This window comes from Microbulbifer marinus (assembly GCF_900107725.1).
GTDB lineage: Bacteria > Pseudomonadota > Gammaproteobacteria > Pseudomonadales > Cellvibrionaceae > Microbulbifer > Microbulbifer marinus.
This window is the reverse complement of record NZ_FNQO01000001.1, coordinates 1,499,306-1,516,989: the sequence shown is the minus strand read 5'-3', so window position 1 is coordinate 1,516,989 and position 17,684 is coordinate 1,499,306. Positions and strand designations below refer to the sequence as shown.

Below are 17,684 nucleotides of genomic sequence, written 5' to 3'. Positions count from 1 at the left end.
CGCGCGCAGCAGCGTGGCAGGTGGCGTTAGCCAAAACAAAAAACGCGGGCTTGGCCCGCGTTTTTTATTGGTCGATGGGCAGCTTGTCCGTGCCGGGATCCCCGTGCTGGCGCAGGCGCTCGATCCACAGCGCGGTGCCTCCCGCCACTGCCGCCGGCATAACGAAGATATTCAGTATCGGCACCATCTTTGCCAGCATCACGGTGCCGCCAAAGCTCAGTGTGGTCAGTTTGCGCCGCAGCAGAACGCTTTTCAGTTCGCTGAATGGACGCTGGTGATTGTCTAGCGGATAGTCCACATACTGGATCGCCATGCACCAGGCACCCCAGAGGGCGCTCAGCACGGCCGGTATGAACACGGTCCAACTCGTCAGCAGTGCGACAACAAGTATCACCAGACCCCAGCCGATAAAGTAACCGAGCTTGCGGAATTCCCGGCCCAGGGTACGCCAGACCATCTTGCCCAGCGGCTCCGGTGGTGGCGCTTTGCCGGTGAGGATTTCCTCCACCTTCTCCGCCAGAAAGCCGTTAAATGGCGCAGCGATAATATTGGTGATGATGCCGAATAGGTAACCGTAGACAAAGAAGAACAGCACCAGCACGGCCAGCGCGATCACCCAGGCCAGCCAGCGGAAGGCGTCGGCGGCCCAGGCGGCGCCTTTGGCCATGACGGATTCCCACCAGGACATGTTCTCGGTATTCACCGGGGTGTGAGAGAGCAGGCTGCCGAGATAGTCGGTGAGTCCGCCCAGTTGCGAGATCATCAGCGCGCTGACGGCGATGAAAATTACCAGGTTGATCAGCAGCGGAACGATAATGAACGGTCGCAGTTCGCGCCTGGTCAGCAGGCGGGCGCCGCGCATCAGTGCGTCGACACCGTGTACCGGATTGGAAGTCATAATCTTTCCCCCGTCAGGCGCGGGCGCCGGCGGCCTTCAGGATCTCTGCATAGTCTGTGCCCTGGCGATGTTCTTCGATGCGCGCCAGCAGTGTTTTGCCATCCGGTCCGGGACTGTCGAGGTCCAGGTTCTGTTCCTGGAATAGGCGAATGAAAGTGGCGAAATTGTCCGCTTTCATACTGCGGTAGGCGCGCTCGAGCAGGTAGTAGTCGCGATTGACGCCTTCCGGCGCTTCGCCAACCAGGAAACCGGCGATACGTTCATCGTCAAATACTTCGCCGAGTACTTTTTGCTTGTCTTTTTTCAGGCTCACAGACTCTTCCTTAAATTGTCCCGGAGTTGGGGCGCGGCCACACAGCGCGGTTTAAATTGAATCGCCCGCCAAAAACTCGGGGGCGCGGCGCTGTTGGCTGGCCCGCTCGTAATTGTACGCAGCGCGGATCAGTATGTCCTCCCGGTTGGCACCGGAAAAAAATGAGATGCCGACCGGCAGGTGCTCGACGAAGCCCATGGGTACGGTGATATGCGGGTAGCCGGCTACCGCCGCGGGTGTGGTGGCGGAGCCCTGGTAGTGGTCGCCGTTGATATGGTCGATCTTCCACGCCGGACCGACGGTCGGTGCGACCAAGATATCGACATCGTATTTCTCCAGGGTCGCATCTATTCCTTTCGCGCCGGCGAGAGACTTGAGTCTGGCGATTTCTTGTTCGTATTCGGGTTCATCGCGACCGCGGGAGTCCTGCGCTTTGATAAAGATTTCCTGACCGAAATAGCGCAATTCCCGCTCGCGATATTCTTCGTTGCCCTTGATCAATGCTGCCAGACTCCTGTAGTCGCCGCTGGCACCGGCGAGATAGTCATTGAGCGCGTCCCTGAAGTCCCAGGCCAGCAAATCGAATTCCTTTGCGTGGATCGCATCCAGGGTTTCGATATTGGCGTTGTCGACGATCGCCGCGCCCTGGTTTTTCAGCGTGTCGAGCGCGCGCTCGAAGACCGCGTCGGTGCGCGGGCTGTAGCCCATCAGGTTGCGCACCACGCCAACCCGCATTCCCTTCAGACCGCCGGTGACCAGATTGTCTGCGTAGGGCCCGTGCGGAGCTTGAGCGAAGGGGTCGGTGCTGTCGCGCCCAACCATGGCGTCCAGGAGCATCACTGCACCGGTCACCGTGGTGGCCATGGGGCCGGCGGTATCCTGGTGTATGGAAATGGGAATAATGCCGGAGCGGCTGACGAGTCCCAGGGTGGGTTTGATACCGACGATACCGTTGATCGCAGCCGGGCAGGTGATGGAGCCATCGGTCTCGGTGCCCACTGCCAATGGCACCAGCCCCGCGGCGACGGCGACCGCGGAACCGGCGCTGGAGCCGCAGGGGGAGCGGCTCAGATCATAGGGGTTGCGGGTCTGGCCGCCGGTCGCACTCCAACCGCTGGAGGAATTGGTCGAGCGGAAGTTGGCCCACTCGCTCAGGTTGGCCTTGCCGAGCACAATGGCTCCGGCCTTTTTGAGTTGTTTGACCAGGAATGCATCCTGCTCGGGGAAGTTGTCTGCGAGCAGCACCGATCCGGCGGTGTTGGCGAGACCATCGGCGGTGTCGATATTGTCCTTCAGCAGTACCGGGATGCCGTGTAACGGCCCCAGCAACTTGCCCTGGGCCCGCAGTCGGTCGAGGCGCGTGGCTTCCCGCAGGGCCGTGGGGCTGATCTGGGTGACCGCATTGAGCTCAGCGTCGTGCTCCTCGATCATTTTCTGGTAGCCGATTACAAGCTGTGCGGATGTGGTGCTGCCGTTATCGAGCGCACGGCGCAGCTCTGCAACGGACGAATAATCGGTGGCCCAGGTATAGGAGCCTGTCAGCAGCATCAGTGCGATGAGAGTTAACGTTTTTATTATTTTCATGGGGAACCTTCAACACTTTGGTGAGTTGGTCCGTTCCCATGGTACATAAGAAGCACGCCTTTGGGGGAGAGTGAATACTATCGGCGTGCAGGTGACGGGCGCGGAACATCCGCGCCCGTTGCTTTTCCTACTGCTCGAGGCCGAGCTCCGCGATGGAGATCTCGCGCATTTTGAATTTCTGGACTTTGCCGGTGACGGTCATCGGAAAGCTGTCCGTAAACTTGAAGTAGCGCGGCACCTTGAAGTGGGTGATCTTGCCCTTGCAGAATTCCCGCAATTCCTCCTCTGAAACAGTGCCGGCATCGGTGCGCAGCTGCACCCAGGCCACCAGCTCCTCGCCGTATTTCTTGTCCGGCACGCCGGTGACCTGTACATCGGCGATGGCCGGATGGGTGTAGAGGAACTCCTCCACTTCCTTCGGATAGATGTTCTCGCCGCCGCGGATCACCATATCCTTGATGCGGCCGACGATCTGGATGTAGCCGTCCTCGTCCATGGTGGCCAGGTCGCCGGTGTGCATCCAGCCGTCGCCGTCGATGGCGGCGCGGGTGGCCTCCTCGTTATTCCAGTATCCGAGCATGACGCTGTAGCCGCGGGTGCACAGTTCGCCGATTGCGCCGCGCGGCATCGTCTCGCCGCTGGCGGGATCGACGATCTTCGATTCCAGGTGCGGCTGGGTGCGGCCGACGGTGGTGACGCGCTTGTCGAACGGATCGTTGGCGGCAGTCTGGGTTGAAACCGGGCTGGTCTCGGTCATGCCGTAGGCGATCTGTACTTCCTGCATATGCATCTTGCCGTTGACCGCCTTCATCACCTCGGCGGGGCAGATGGAGCCGGCCATGATGCCGGTGCGCAGGGAGCTGAGGTCGTACTTAGCGAAGTCCGGGTGTTCCAGCTCGGCGATAAACATGGTCGGCACGCCATACAGGGCGGTGGCGCGCTCTGTTGCCACCGTCTCCAGTACCGCGCCCGGGTCGAAGCCCTCGCCGGGGTAGATCATGGTGGCGCCGTGGGTGACGCAACCCAGGTTGCCCATCACCATGCCGAAACAGTGATACAGCGGCACCGGAATCACCAGGCGGTCGTGCTCGGTCAGCTTGATGCTCTCGGCGACGAAGAAACCGTTGTTGAGGATATTGTGGTGGGACAGGGTGGCGCCCTTGGGGAAACCGGTGGTGCCGGAGGTGTACTGGATATTGATCGGGTCGCGGTAGTGCAGCGATTGCTGCACCGCTGCCAGTTGGGCCTCGCTGGCCTTGTCGGCCTGTTCGAGCAGGTCGTTCCAGCGCCACATGCCGCCGTAGTCCCGCTCGGCGAGATTGACGACGACTTGCAGGTGGGGCAGCCGTGCGGCGGCGAGTTTGCCCCGATCCGATGACTGCAGTTCCGGCGCCAGCTCGTAGAGCATCCGAGTGTAATCCGAGCTCTTGAAGCGCTCGGCGATCACCAGCATACGGGTTTGCGAGTGGTTGAGGGCGTATTCGAGTTCGTGCAGGCGGTAGGACGGGTTGATGTTGACCAGGATGGCGCCGATCTTGGCGGTGGCGAATTGCAGCGTGGTCCACTCGGCGCAGTTGGGCGACCAGATGCCGACCCGGTCACCCTTGTCGATGCCGATGGCCAGCAGCGCGCGGGCGCAGGTGTCGACTTGCTGCTGGAACTCCCGATAGTTCCAGCGAATGCCCTGATGGCGCACGACCAAGGCTTCATTATCGGGGTAATTTTCCGCGACCTGATCGAACTTGTCGCCGATGGTCATATCGATCAGCGGCTGGGCGCTGCTACCGCTGGTGTAGCTGAGAAGCGTGTCTGTCATCGGCGGTACCTCGTTGTTGTTATCGTACTGAGGTTATCGTTATCGGTTATTGATCCTTACTTTCGTGACTCTTGTGGCGTTTGTCCAGTAGCCATTGGTCGAATACCGGACTAGCTGCAGCGTATGTGCAGGCAAAGAATGATCGTTCGGCGACCGGAGATCGCCTGCACTGGCGAGTGGCGGGCGGATTACTCGGGCAGGGGAGGATGGGGGAGCGCCCTCAGGTGCTCCCCCGATTAGATAGAGGCAAGACTCAGAGCAGGGCGTCGAGCTTTTCCTTGAGGATCTTGTTGATCATCTGCGGATTGGCCTGGCCCTTGGAGGCCTTCATGATCTGGCCGACGAAATACCCCATCATCTTCGGTCGCTTGGCCTCGTCGGCATTGCGGTAGTTGTCCACTTGCGCAGCACTCGCGGCGATGACGTCATCGACCATCTGTTCGATGGCGCCGGTATCGGATACCTGCTTGAGGCCGCGCTTTTCGATCACCGTGTCCGCGTCGCCCTCGCCGTTGGCCATGGCCTCGAACACCTGCTTGGCGATCTTGCTGGAGATGGTGTTGTCCTTGATGCGCAGAATCAGGCCGGCCAGCTGTTCGGCGGAGACCGGCGATTGCCCGATGGATAGCTCCTCCCGGTTCAGCAGCGCGGCGAGTTCACCGGTCATCCAATTGGCCGCCAGCTTGGCTTCACCACATGCTTTCGCTACCGTTTCGAAGTAGTCGGCGGTTGCCCTTTCCTGAGTTAGCAGGTCGGCATCGTAGGCAGACAGCTTGTACTCATCCCTTAAGCGCGCGGCCTTGGCGTCCGGCAGCTCCGGCAGCTCGTTGCGCAGTTGCTCCACATAGTCGTCGCTGAGAACCACCGGCAGCAGGTCCGGGCAGGGGAAGTAGCGGTAGTCATTGGCCACTTCCTTGCTGCGCATGGAGCGGGTTTCATTCTTGTCCGCGTCGTACAGGCGCGTCTCCTGCACGATGCTGCCGCCGTCCTCGAGGATGTCGATCTGGCGCTCGGCTTCCACCTTGATGGCGCGCTCGACGAAGCGGAAGGAGTTGATGTTTTTCAGCTCGGTGCGGGTGCCGAGTTTCTCCTCGCCCTTTAATCGCACCGATACGTTGGCATCGCAGCGCATCGAACCCTGGGACATGTCGCCGTCGGAGATGCCCAGGTAGGTGACGATACTGTGGATCTTTTTCAGGTAGGCGACCGCCTCGGCGGCACTGCGCATATCCGGCTCGGAGACGATTTCGATCAGCGGCGTACCGGCGCGGTTCAGGTCGATGCCGGACATGCCGTGGCCACTTTCAAAAACAGCTTCGTGCAGGGACTTGCCGGCGTCCTCTTCCAGGTGGGCGTGGTGCAGGCGCACTGTCTTGCTGCTGCCGTCCTCAAGGTGAATTTCGATTTCACCGGGGCCGACGATGGGTTCCGCCAGCTGGGTGGTCTGGTAACCCTTGGGTAGGTCCGGGTAGAAATAGTTTTTGCGCTCGAACACGGAGCGCTTGCCAATTTCCGCATTCATCGCCAGGCCGAACATCACGGCGGAGCGAAAGGCCTCTGCATTGGGGACCGGCAGGGTGCCCGGCATGGCCAGGTCGATCGCGCAGGCCTGTGTGTTCGGTGCGGCGCCAAACTGGGTGCTGGCGCCGGAAAACAGTTTCGATTTGGTGGAGAGCTGTACGTGTACTTCCAGCCCGATAACGATTTCCCATTCCACAGTGATTCTCCTTATGCGGGGCTGGCCGAGCTTGCGAATTGCTGGTGCCAGTCGGTTACCTGCTGGTACTGGTGCGCGACGTTGAGCATGCGCGCTTCATCCAGGTAGTTGCCGATGATCTGCAGGCCCACCGGCAGGTTGTTTACCAGGCCGCAGGGCAGGGACATGCCGGGCAGGCCCGCCAGGTTGGTGGCGATGGTATAGATATCCTCCAGGTACATGGCCACCGGATCCGCCTTTTTTGCCCCCAGCGCAAAGGCGGGTGACGGCGACGTCGGCCCCATGATTACGTCGACTTTCTCGAACGCCTGCACGAAGTCCTGTTTGATCAGGCGGCGTACCTGCTGTGCCTTGTTGTAGTAGGCATCGTAGTAACCGGCGGACAGGGCGTAGGTGCCGACGAGAATGCGGCGCTGGACCTCGTCGCCGAAGCCTTCACCGCGGGAGCGCATGTAGAGGTCGCGCAGGTCCTGCGGATCCTCGCAGCGATAGCCGTAACGCACGCCGTCGAAGCGCGACAGGTTGGCCGATGCCTCTGCCGGCGCAATGACATAGTAAGCGGGCACGGCCAAATCGGTGTGGGGCAGGCTCACTTCCACCAGTTCGGCGCCGAGCTTTTCGAATTCTTTCAATGCGTCCTGAACCCGCGCCGCCGTGTCCGCATTCAGGCCCTCGCCGAAGTATTCTTTCGGCACGCCGATTTTTAGTCCGGCGATGCTGTCGTTCAGGTTCAGCGTGTAGTCCTGCACCGGTCGGTTCAGGCTGGTGGAGTCTTTCGGATCGTGGCCCACCATCGCCGACAGCAGGTAGGCAGCATCTTCCGCGTTGCGGGCAATGGGGCCGGCCTGGTCGAGGCTGGACGCGAACGCGATCATGCCCCAGCGGGAGACGCGCCCGTACGTGGGCTTCAGGCCGGTGGTATTGGTCAGCGCCGCCGGCTGGCGGATGGAACCGCCGGTGTCGGTAGCGGTGGTGCCGGGAGCCAGCTGCGCCGCTACGGCAGCGGCGGAACCGCCGGAGGAGCCGCCGGGCACACAGTCGGTGTTCCAGGGGTTTCTCACCGGGCCGTAAAAGCTGGTCTCGTTGGAAGAGCCCATCGCGAACTCGTCCATATTGGTCTTGCCCAGGGTAACGGCGGAGGCAGCGTTGAAGTTCTCCACCACAGTGGCGTCGTAGGGCGGTACGAAGTTATCCAGCATTTTCGAGCCGCAGCTGGTGCGCACGCCGCTGGTGCAGAAGATGTCCTTGTGGGCGATGGGCACGCCGCACAGGGCGGGTGCCTCGCCTTTGCTCAGGCGCTCGTCCGCCGCCGCGGCCTGGGTCATCGCCAGTTCTTCGGTGACGGTAATAAAACTGTTGTAATTGCCATCCAGTTGCTGAATGCGGTCGAGCAGGTGGCGGGTGATCTCGACGCTGGAGAACTGCTTGTCGCGCAATCCTCGGATAATCTCGGCGATGGTTAGCTGGTGCATGTTCTTCCCTAATGGGTTCGGATCGGCTGAGGGATCTCTTATTTCGCTGAAGGCTCGATTTGTCTGAGCTGATGGCTCTTTCCGCTTGAGCTGAGAGTTCTTTATGCTTGAGCTGAGGGCTCTTTCCCGTTGAGCTGAGGGCTCTTTCCAGTTGAGCTGAAGGCTCTTCGTCTGATCTGGCTGGCTGAAGGCGCCGGCGCGGTCAGTCGATCACTTTCGGCACCAGGTAGAGACCCTCTTCGGACTGGGGAGCCAGCTGCAGGAATTCTTCGCGGCGGTCGGACTCGGTGACTTCGTCGGCGCGCAGCACCTGCTCCTCGTCCAGTGGGTGGGCCATGGGGGCCACGCCTTCGGTACTGACAGCCTGCAGCTGATCCACCAGTTGCAGGACCTCGCCCAGGCGGTTGCTGACCTCGTCGATGGTCTCGGTGGAGATAGCGATGCGGGCGAGTTCCGCCAGTTTCTCTACGGTTTGCGTATCCACGGCCATGGCAATTGGGGCTCCAGCTTGAGTGGCAAATATCGGGCTGCCTCGCGTCGGGCGGGAGGCAGGGGGAGGCAAATTTAGCACATTGGGCCGCTATTCTCACCGGCTGGCCAGCGCCGGCCGCGGGGCCCGGCTCGCAATATGGCTCGCGGTCCACAATTGATTGTTTTTCAGCCTTGCTCTCAACCCGCGCCGTTGTTAGAGTTTGCCGATTCTGGCCGGGGTCTGCGCGCCCCCGGTAAACAAGCATAAATCCGGGCAGCTTTTGCGGTCTGGAACTCAGAATTTTTCGCGCGGACTAACTAGGCTTTGAGACCGGGTTTGAACCGCGCCTGCGGTGCCCGCCCCGGGGCGCTGATAATTAGTACAAGGTAATCGAATTCCATGTTTAAACGTTTGCGGGGCATGTTCTCCAGTGATCTCTCTATCGACCTGGGAACAGCCAATACGCTGATCTACGTGCGCGATCGCGGCGTAGTCCTCGATGAACCCTCCGTCGTCGCCATCCGCCACTACAACGGCCAGAAGATCGTCGAGGCCGTCGGTGTCGAGGCCAAGCGTATGCTCGGCCGCACGCCGGGTAATATCACAGCGATACGCCCGCTGAAAGACGGTGTTATCGCCGACTTCCAGGTCACCGAGAAGATGCTGCAGCACTTTATCAAGAAAGTGCACGAGAACAGCTGGATGCGTCCGAGCCCGCGGGTACTGGTGTGCGTGCCGTGCCAGTCTACCGAGGTGGAGCGCCGCGCGATTCGCGAATCCGCGATGGGTGCCGGGGCGCGCGAGGTATGGCTGATCGAGGAGCCCATGGCGGCCGCGATCGGCGCCGGCCTCAAGGTTGAGGAAGCCAGCGGTTCCATGGTGGTGGATATCGGCGGAGGTACCACTGAGATCGCCATCATCTCCCTGAACGGTGTCGTTTACTCCGATTCCGTACGCATCGGCGGCGACCGCTTCGATGAGGCCATCGTCAACTATGTGCGTCGCAACTACGGTAGCGTGATCGGTGATGCCACGGCCGAGCGCATCAAAGAAGAGATCGGCTGTGCTTACGCCGGCAGTGAGGTGCGCGAAATCGACGTGCGCGGCCGCAATCTGGCCGAAGGCGTGCCGCGCAGCTTCACCCTGAACTCCGACGAAATTCTCGAAGCGCTGCAGGAGCCGCTGACTGGCATCGTCCAGGCGGTGAAGAGTGCGCTGGAGCAGTCTCCACCGGAACTGGCCTCCGATATTGCCGAGCGCGGTATGGTGCTGACCGGCGGTGGTGCTTTGTTGCGCGACCTGGACCGCCTGCTGATGGAAGAGTCCGGCCTGCCGGTAATCGTTGCCGACGACCCGCTCACCTGTGTGGCGCGTGGCGGCGGCAAGGCGCTGGATATGATGGACAAGAGCCGCCTGTACCTGGTGTCCAACTAACCGGCTGTTGCTGTAGGAGTGGCCCCTGACCGCGATCAGTCGCTGCGGCGGCGAGAAGTAGATCGCGGCCAGGGGCCGCTCTTACATGTATGATCCGATAACAAGAACACAAACTGACCTGTTAATGGGGGTCTGCCCATTAAACCGCTATTTACCCGCGGCCCTTCGCCTGAGTCCCGCATTCTCGTGCTGGGCCTGGTGGCGGCGGCACTCATCGCGATCAATCTCTATACCGACTGGCTGCAGCCGCTGCGTGAGCGACTGGCCGGCTTTGTTGCGCCCTTCTACTGGATAACCGGGGCTCCCGAGCGTGTCGGCGATTGGGCCGGCGAGCAGTGGCGCACGCGCGAGGAGCTGCTGGAGGAGAACAGCCGGCTCAAGCGTCAGCTGTTGCTGCTGGAACAGCGCAGCCAGCTGCTCGCGGCGGTAAAAGCGGAAAATACCCAGCTTAAAGAACTGATGAACTCGGCCGAGACCGTGGATGAGCGGCTGCTGGTGGCACAGATTATCGGTGTCTCGCCGGACCCGCTCGAACATGTGCTGCTGATCGACAAGGGCCGCGACGACGGTGTCGACGTGGGTACGCCGATTATGGACGCCAGCGGTCTGTTGGGACAGGTGATTGAAGCCGGTGGCTCTTCGAGCCGGGTCTTGCTGATCACCGACGCCAGTCACGCCATCCCGGTGCAGGTGCTGCGCAACAGTGTGCGTGCGGTGGCCGAGGGTACCGGCGACCTCTACCGACTCAAATTGCGCCACCTGGCCAATACCAGTGATATCCGCGAGGGCGACCTGCTGCTGAGCTCCGGGCTCGGCGGGCGCTTCCCGGCCGGTTATCCGGTCGGTGAAGTCATTTCGGTGCAGCGTGATCCCGGCCAGGCATTTGCCGAGGCCGAAGTGCAGCCGCGCGGGCGCATGAACCGGAGCCGCTTTGTGCTGGCGGTGATCGGCGACAGGGACGAAGGCCTTGGAAGCGAATAACCGCTGGTTCATCGCCGCAACGGTGCTCGTCGCTTTGCTGCTGGCCGTCATGCCACTGCCGCACCACTGGCTGTGGTTTCGCCCGTCATTCACCGCACTGCTAGTCATCTTCTGGATCACACGCATGCCGCAGAATCTGGGGGTAGGATTTGCCTGGCTGGTGGGGTTGGTGGAAGACCTGGTAACCGGTGCAACACTGGGGTCGCACGCGTTGGCACTGGCGGTGCTGGCCTATTTCAGTCTGCTGACCTACCGGCGCACCCGCGCTTTCAACCCAGCCCAGCAGCTGCTGTGGGTATTCGTCCTCGTGGGTATCAATCAGGTGGTGGGCAACTGGGTACACAGCCTGGCCGGCAAGCCGGTTCCCGGGCTGACTTTCCTGTGGCCGGCCATCACCAGTGCCCTGTTGTGGCCCTGGGTGGCACCGTGGCTTAACAGCATGGCTGGGCGCCTGCAGGTGCGCTGAACGGTTGGTCACCGACTGTTAAACTCTGTAAAAGGCCGATCACTTTTCGATCGATGCCGCTATAATCAGCCGCTGGTCCACTAACAATAAGCAGTACTGTGTCAAAATCTTCCGCCGCAAGCCGACTTCTCCTAGCCTCCGGCTCCCCGCGCCGCGCACAGCTGCTGGCGCAGATTGCTGTGCCTTTTTCACAGATCACCCCCGATGTGCCGGAGCAGCGCCAGTCCGGGGAGACTCCGCAGGACTATATCCAGCGCCTCGCCCACGACAAGGCAGCGGCCGGGTTGCAGATGGCCGCCGGCTCGGATCCGAGCCTGTGGGCGCTGGGTGCCGACACAGTGGTCATGGCCGGCGACCGGGTCTTGGAAAAACCGCGGGATTTCGCCGATTTTGAGCGCATGATGCACGCACTTTCGGGTACCGAGCACTCGGTGCTGACCGCCTTGTGCCTGCGCTCGATGGAGCGCCAGTTCAGTCGCCTGGTGGAAACCCGAGTGCGATTTAGGCATCTGAACAAGACACAGATCGACGCTTACTGGCGTACCGGGGAACCGGCTGACAAGGCCGGCGGTTACGGTATTCAGGGCCTCGGTGCCGCCCTGGTCGAATCCATCAGTGGCAGTTATAGCAATGTGGTGGGGCTGCCGCTGGAGGCGCTGGTGCCGATGCTGGAACACGCCGCCATTCCCTATTGGTGTGAGTCCTACTGGCAGGAGGCCGACTCTTGAGCGAAGAGCTGCTGATCAATGTCGCGCCCACCGAGACCCGCGTGGCACTGGTGGAAAACGGTGTGTTGCAGGAAGTCTACCTGGAGCGCAGCGCGCGCCGCGGCATCGTCGGCAATATCTACAAAGGCAAGGTGGTGCGAGTGCTGCCGGGCATGCAGGCGGCGTTTGTGGATATTGGTCTCGAGCGGGCCGGTTTTATCCACGCGTCGGATATCGCGCCGCTGGACGAGGAGGGCATGGAGTCCCGCGAGTCGACCGAAGTGGCGGACATCCGTGCACTGGTGCGCGAGGGGCAGTCGCTGGTGGTGCAGGTGGTCAAGGACCCGATCAGCAGCAAGGGCGCGCGTCTGACCACACATCTTTCGGTGTCCGCGCGCTACCTGGTGTACATGCCGCAGACCCGTCACATAGGTATTTCCAACCGGATCGAGGATGAGAGCGAGCGCGACAGGCTGCGCGCGCTGGTAGAGCTGGCGTCGACAAAGCTGGCGGAAGAGGGCCTGTCCGGCGACGGCGGCTTTATCCTGCGCACGGTGGCCGAGGGTGTCAGCGAAGACGAGCTGCTGCGCGATATCCCCTTCCTGTACAAGCTGTGGCGGGAGCTGGAGCAGCGCATCAAGGATCGCCCGGTGCCTTCGGTCATCTACGAGGATCTGCCGCTGTTTATGCGCGCGTTGCGCGACCTGGCGCGCCCCTACACCGAGAAAATCCGTATCGACTCCCGCGAGGCCCACGGTCGCGCGGCAGAATTTGCCGGCAAGTATGCGCCGGAGATCGCCGGGCGCCTGGAGCACTATCCGGGCGAGCGCCCGCTGTTCGACCTGTACGGTGTCGAGGAGGAGATCCGCAAGGCGCTGCAGAATAAGGTCACACTGAAGTCCGGCGGCTACCTGATTATCGAGCAGACCGAGGCGATGAGCACCATCGATGTGAACACCGGTGCTTTCGTCGGCCACCGCAATCTCGAAGAGACCATCTTCAAGACTAATCTGGAGGCGGCCACCGCCATTGCGCGCCAGCTGCGTCTGCGCAATCTGGGCGGCATCATCATTATCGACTTTATCGATATGAAGGACCCGGAGCACCAGCGCCAGGTGCTGCGCACGCTGGAAAAGACCCTCGAGCGGGATCACGCCAAATCCAGTATCACCGGTGTCTCGGAGCTGGGGCTGGTGGAAATGACCCGCAAGCGGACCCGTGAGTCTCTCGGCCAGATCCTCTGTGAGCCCTGTCCGGTATGCGAGGGGCGGGGCACGTTGAAGAGTGCCGAGACGGTGTGTTACGAAATATTCCGTGAGATTATTCGTGAGGCCCGCGCCTACGACAGCGAGAAAATCATGGTACTGGCAAGTCAGGTCGTGATCGATCTGCTGCTCGACGAGGAGTCCGCCAATGTCGCCGATCTGGAAGAGTTTATCGGTCGTCCCATTCAGTTTCAGGTAGAGCCCATTTACAACCAGGAGCAGTACGACATTGTGCTGGTCTGATCCGCGCTCTGTCGCCCGCCGAGCCCCCCGTGCCCCTGTGGTGCGAGGCGAATCGCCGTGCGCAATCGGAGGTGGATCGTGATCGGGGTACTGCGCTGGCTGGCACGCAAATTCTGGCTGCTGACCGTCAGTGTGGTGATCGCGCTGGCGATACTGGTGCAGACCGGACGTATTCTGTCGCCGCAGGTGGAGCAGTATCGCCCGCAGATCAGTAGCTGGCTGTCGGCGAGTCTCGGCGTCCCGGTGCAGATGGATCGCCTGTCCCTGCGCTGGCAGGCGCTGGAGGTGGCGCTGCAGCTGGACGGGCTGCGCCTCGGCGAAAATGGCGAAGTACAGATGGGCTACGGGCTGTTTCATCTGGATCTGCTCGCCAGCCTGTGGAACCGCGAACTGGTGTGGAAGAACCTGCAGGTACACGATTTTGCTGCCGGACTCAGTCGCGGTGAGCGCGGCCAGTGGCATATCGACGGTTTCCCCCAGGCGTCGGTAGAGGCGGTCGACAAAGCAGGCGAAGGTGTAGCGCGCGTCGGCGATCCTGCACGCATCTTCCAGCTCGGCCCCAAGGTGCAGGTGCGCAATGCCAGCATCACCCTGCGCCTGGCGGACGGCCAGCGGGCGGAGGTAAACCTGCCGCAGATCCATTTGGAAAACAGCGGTTATTTTCACCGCCTCAGCGCCCGCGCGTTTATCTCCCGTGACGGCGATTCCCAGATGGCGGAGGTGGATCGGGAAACCCTGCGGTTGATTCTCGAGGGGCGCGGCAATCCTCGTGACAAATCCCACTTCTCGCTAAACGGTTATATCCAACTGAATGAGCTGTTGCTCGACGAGGATATCGTCACGCTGCTGCACCAGCTGACACCACTGCCGGAGAAATATCACTGGGCCGGGCGCAAGCAAGCGCGCGGCAAGCTGTGGTTGCAGAGCGCCGCGGACAGTGGCTACCGGCTGCTCGGCCGCCTCAGCCTCGAGCAGGTCGAGCCGGATGGCCAGGCCCAGGCAGAGAACTCCGACGTCATCGCCGCGGCGGACAGCGAGTCGCCGGTATCGGTACTCGCGCCGCTGCAGTCTGTCGCCGGGGACATTTCCGGGCGCTGGCAGCCCGGGCAGCAGTGGCGCCTGGCGCTGCAGGATATCCAGCTGGACTGGCGCGGCCTCGAAATGCCGCCGCTGAACCTGCAGACGAGCGGCAGCCGTGAGCACGGCCTGCAGCTGGCAGCCGATGTGATCGACCTCGGTGGCTGGAGCAGTATCCTCGAGCGGCTGGAGCTGTTGCAGGGACCGGCAGACGAATGGCTGCGCGCCCTGCAGCCCAGCGGTCAGTTGCGCAGTGTACAGTTGGTTCGCGCGATCGACGGCCAAATCGCGTTGAGCGCCAACCTGCGCGACCTCCGCGCCGAGGCGTACCGCGGTGCGCCAGCTGTCGCGGGACTGAATGGTTTTGTGCAGTTGCAGGGTGCCAACGGACGCGTCGAACTGGATGGAGGCGGGTTCAGCGCCCATTTCCCGAACCTGTATGGCGATACGTTTCATTTCGAACACGCCAGCGGTACCGTTGCCTGGTCTGTAGACCGGCAGGGCAATTCGGTGCAGGTGCTGTCCGGCCCGCTGCAACTCGACGGCGAGTTGGGCAAAGTCAGTGGCCAGTTCCTGCTGCAGCTGCCCTATGTCGCCCGCACCCGCGCGGCGGAGCTCACCCTGGCGCTGGGCCTGCGCGACGCGCCACTTTCGGTCCAGCGGCAGCTGGTGCCCCAGACGGTCAGTGACGACCTGCGGCACTGGTTAAACGACGGGCTCGGCAACAAGAATTCCGGCCGCGTCACCAACGCGGCCTTTGTCTATCGCGGTTCCAGTTACCGAGAAGGCGACGACGAAAGGTTGCTGGCGTTGGGGCAGCACGCGGACCGGCAGACCGTACAACTTGCCGCCGACTTCAACACCGCCGACCTGGATTATGCGGCGGGCTGGCCCGCCGCTCACAACGTCGACGGACGCCTGCTGATCAATGATGGCAATGTGCTGGTGCGGGCCGCAGCGGCGCGTTTGTGGAACATCGATGCGCGCGACATTGTGGTGGGGGTTACACCGAATCCCCATGGAATCGGCTCCCGGCTCGATGTGCATGCGCAGTTGTCGGGTCCGGCCGCTGACGGACTCAGGCTGTTGCAGCAGTCGCCGCTGCGGCAGCAGCTGGGCAGTGCATTCGACGAGTGGAAACTGGGCGGCCACATGGACGGCAGTCTGGCCCTGTCGCAGCCTCTCGGCGGTGCGGATCTGCCCGCCCGGCAGCGCGTGCAGCTGGATCTGCAGCGCGGCGCCCTGCAACTGCAGAACCTCAACCTGCAGATCGAGCAGCTGCACGGGCGCGTGGATTACGACAGCGAACAGGGGCTGGCCGGAACCCGGTTCAACGGCCGCCTGTGGGGGCGGCCGCTGAGTGCCAAGATTCGCCATTTCGGCACTGGCGAACAGCGCGACACCCAGGTGGTTGTCGACGGCAGTGCCGATACCGAGTCGGTGCGTCGTTGGAGTGGTCGCCCGGAACTGCAGTGGCTGGATGGCGTGTTTGCCTATCAGGCGCTGGTGACCATACCCGCCAAGGCGAAGGAAGAGCCTTATTCGGCGATCTTCGAATTGAACTCCAATCTGGCCGGTGTGGCCGTGAACCTGCCGGCGCCGCTCGGCAAACAGGCCGAGGCAAAGACCAATTTTGTGCTGCGTGTACCCATTGGCGAGCAGGGCAGTCTGTTTCACTTGAATTTGGGCGAGCATGTACAGGGCCAGTTCTGGCTGGTGCAGGGAGCAATGGAGCGCGGCGTCATCGCCCTGAATTCCGAGGCGCGGCTACCCCGGGACCGGGGGCTGGCAATCAGCGGAGACCTGTCACGCATCGACCTGCCGCGCTGGCGTGAGCTGTTGCGCATTTATGATGCTCGTGAAAGCGACACTGGCGAAAGTGTCGGTGCCGACCTGGAGGCTTCCCCGCAGCCGCTGCCGGTCTCGCTGGATCTGAGCACCGATCGCCTGCTGCTTGGCACCACGGAAATCGAACATATACACGTGCGCGGGCGCGGCCTCGGTGCCGACTGGCAACTGCAGTTCGACAGTGACACCGCTGCCGGACAGTTGAGCGGGGCCATGGACGGATCGACACCGCTGCAGCTGGAGCTGACGCATCTGCGCTTGCCGGCGCCGTCCGAGGCTGCGGCCGGCAGCGAAGACGCTGAGAAGCAGGAAAAAGCCGATCCCTGGGCGGGTTTCGATTTTGCCGGGCTCCCCCGGATCGATTTCAGTACCGAAAGCCTGCATATCGGCGAAGAGGATCTGGGGCGCTGGTCCTTCCGTCTGCGCCCGTCCACGGACCGCCTGGTGCTTAGTGACATTCGCGGTGCCGCGCGCGGCGTGCGGCTGGAGGGCCGCGGCAGTGGCGAGAAAAGGCTCGGCGCCCAGCTGATGTGGATGCGCGATGCCGATGGCCGCGATTCGTCCCAATTTATCGGCCGCCTGGTGGCCGACGATCTGGCCGATGTGCAGCGCGCCTGGGGACAGGAACCCTTGATCGAGAGCCGCTTCGCCAGTTTTGACACAGCGTTGCGCTGGGATGGCTCGCCGGCGCGGGTGGCGGGCAACCTGCTGTCCGGTGAATTGAAAATCGATATCCGCGATGGCCGTTTCCTGCGCGCCACCGACAATGCCGGTTCGGCGCTATTGCGGCTGCTGTCCCTGTTCAATTTCGACACCTGGGCGCGCCGCCTGCGGCTGGACTTCTCTGACCTCTACCAGAGCGGTATGGCATTCGACCAGGTGCGCGGCGAGGTGGTGTTCGAGGGCGACGGTCAGCTGTTAATCGCAGTGCCCATCCAGGTGGAGGGGCCGACCAGCGAGCTGCAGATGGCGGGCAGAGTCAATCTGAAGCGGGAGGATCTGAACCTGACCCTGGTGGCGACACTGCCGGTGGGCAACAATCTGGCGCTGGTGGCGGCGCTGGCCGGCGGCTTGCCGGCGGCGGCCGGGGTCTACCTGATCAGTAAGGCGTTCAAGAAACAGGTAAATAAAATGGCCAGCGTCAGCTACCGCATCAGCGGTGACTGGGAGGAGCCGGAAGTGCGCTTCGACAAGCTGTTCGACGGCGACGGCGCCCAGCGTCAGGGTGAGGCCGCCGAGCGGGAGGAGCGGCGCCGCCTGCAAACGCCGGAGAATCTGTACGCCGAGCCCGCGGAGCCGCCCTCCCGGCTGACGCCGGCGATTTGAACTGCCCCGCCTGCCCGGACTCCAATTCTATAGTGACGGGAAATTTACCTGCCCAAGGAGTCGAG

13 protein-coding genes are annotated in these 17,684 nt (G+C 62.3%); 6 read left to right on the top strand and 7 right to left on the bottom strand.

Annotated features, from left to right (window positions below):
- Window positions 1-64: 64 nt before the first annotated feature.
- From cysZ to gatC, 7 genes are all read right to left on the bottom strand, one after another.
- Window positions 65-898: a sulfate transporter CysZ gene (cysZ, locus tag BLW36_RS06550; protein ID WP_091386298.1), complete on the bottom strand. Its 834-nt coding sequence runs from the start codon at window positions 896-898 to the stop codon at window positions 65-67.
- A gap of 13 nt (window positions 899-911) precedes the next feature.
- Window positions 912-1,211: a PA4642 family protein gene (locus BLW36_RS06545; protein WP_091386296.1), complete on the bottom strand. Its 300-nt coding sequence runs from the start codon at window positions 1,209-1,211 to the stop codon at window positions 912-914.
- Window positions 1,212-1,262: 51 nt separating this feature from the next.
- A complete protein-coding gene (locus BLW36_RS06540) occupies window positions 1,263-2,795 on the bottom strand; it encodes an amidase (RefSeq protein WP_091386294.1) in 1,533 nt (510 codons plus the stop codon).
- A 127-nt stretch (window positions 2,796-2,922) separates the two neighbouring features.
- Complete coding sequence (locus BLW36_RS06535; RefSeq protein ID WP_091386292.1) at window positions 2,923-4,611, bottom strand: AMP-binding protein; 1,689 nt, start codon at window positions 4,609-4,611, stop codon at window positions 2,923-2,925.
- Between the two features lie 253 nt (window positions 4,612-4,864).
- Complete coding sequence (gene gatB, locus BLW36_RS06530; RefSeq protein ID WP_091386290.1) at window positions 4,865-6,328, bottom strand: Asp-tRNA(Asn)/Glu-tRNA(Gln) amidotransferase subunit GatB; 1,464 nt, start codon at window positions 6,326-6,328, stop codon at window positions 4,865-4,867.
- Between the two features lie 11 nt (window positions 6,329-6,339).
- Window positions 6,340-7,800, bottom strand: a complete 1,461-nt coding sequence (gene gatA, locus BLW36_RS06525; RefSeq protein WP_091386288.1) for an Asp-tRNA(Asn)/Glu-tRNA(Gln) amidotransferase subunit GatA — start codon at window positions 7,798-7,800, stop codon at window positions 6,340-6,342.
- A 202-nt stretch (window positions 7,801-8,002) separates the two neighbouring features.
- Entirely contained in the window at window positions 8,003-8,290 is a 288-nt protein-coding gene (gene gatC, locus BLW36_RS06520) for an Asp-tRNA(Asn)/Glu-tRNA(Gln) amidotransferase subunit GatC (protein WP_091386286.1), read from the bottom strand.
- Between the two features lie 381 nt (window positions 8,291-8,671).
- On the opposite strand from gatC, the gene BLW36_RS06515 reads away from it, so the two are divergent.
- From BLW36_RS06515 to BLW36_RS06490, 6 genes are all read left to right on the top strand, one after another.
- Complete coding sequence (locus tag BLW36_RS06515) at window positions 8,672-9,706, top strand: rod shape-determining protein (RefSeq protein ID WP_091386284.1); 1,035 nt, start codon at window positions 8,672-8,674, stop codon at window positions 9,704-9,706.
- A 132-nt stretch (window positions 9,707-9,838) separates the two neighbouring features.
- The gene (mreC, locus tag BLW36_RS06510) at window positions 9,839-10,687 is read left to right on the top strand and encodes a rod shape-determining protein MreC (RefSeq protein WP_342027486.1); all 849 of its coding nucleotides are present in this window, start codon (window positions 9,839-9,841) and stop codon (window positions 10,685-10,687) included.
- Complete coding sequence (mreD, locus tag BLW36_RS06505) at window positions 10,674-11,153, top strand: rod shape-determining protein MreD (RefSeq protein ID WP_091386279.1); 480 nt, start codon at window positions 10,674-10,676, stop codon at window positions 11,151-11,153. The genes mreC and mreD overlap by 14 nt, the downstream gene beginning before the upstream one ends.
- A gap of 98 nt (window positions 11,154-11,251) precedes the next feature.
- The gene (locus tag BLW36_RS06500; protein WP_091386277.1) at window positions 11,252-11,881 is read left to right on the top strand and encodes a Maf family protein; all 630 of its coding nucleotides are present in this window, start codon (window positions 11,252-11,254) and stop codon (window positions 11,879-11,881) included.
- The gene (gene rng / locus BLW36_RS06495) at window positions 11,878-13,368 is read left to right on the top strand and encodes a ribonuclease G (protein ID WP_091386275.1); all 1,491 of its coding nucleotides are present in this window, start codon (window positions 11,878-11,880) and stop codon (window positions 13,366-13,368) included. The genes BLW36_RS06500 and rng overlap by 4 nt, the downstream gene beginning before the upstream one ends.
- A 78-nt stretch (window positions 13,369-13,446) precedes the next feature.
- On the top strand, window positions 13,447-17,619 hold the full coding sequence (locus tag BLW36_RS06490) for a YhdP family protein (RefSeq protein WP_244506149.1): 4,173 nt from the start codon (window positions 13,447-13,449) through the stop codon (window positions 17,617-17,619).
- Window positions 17,620-17,684 lie beyond the last annotated feature (65 nt).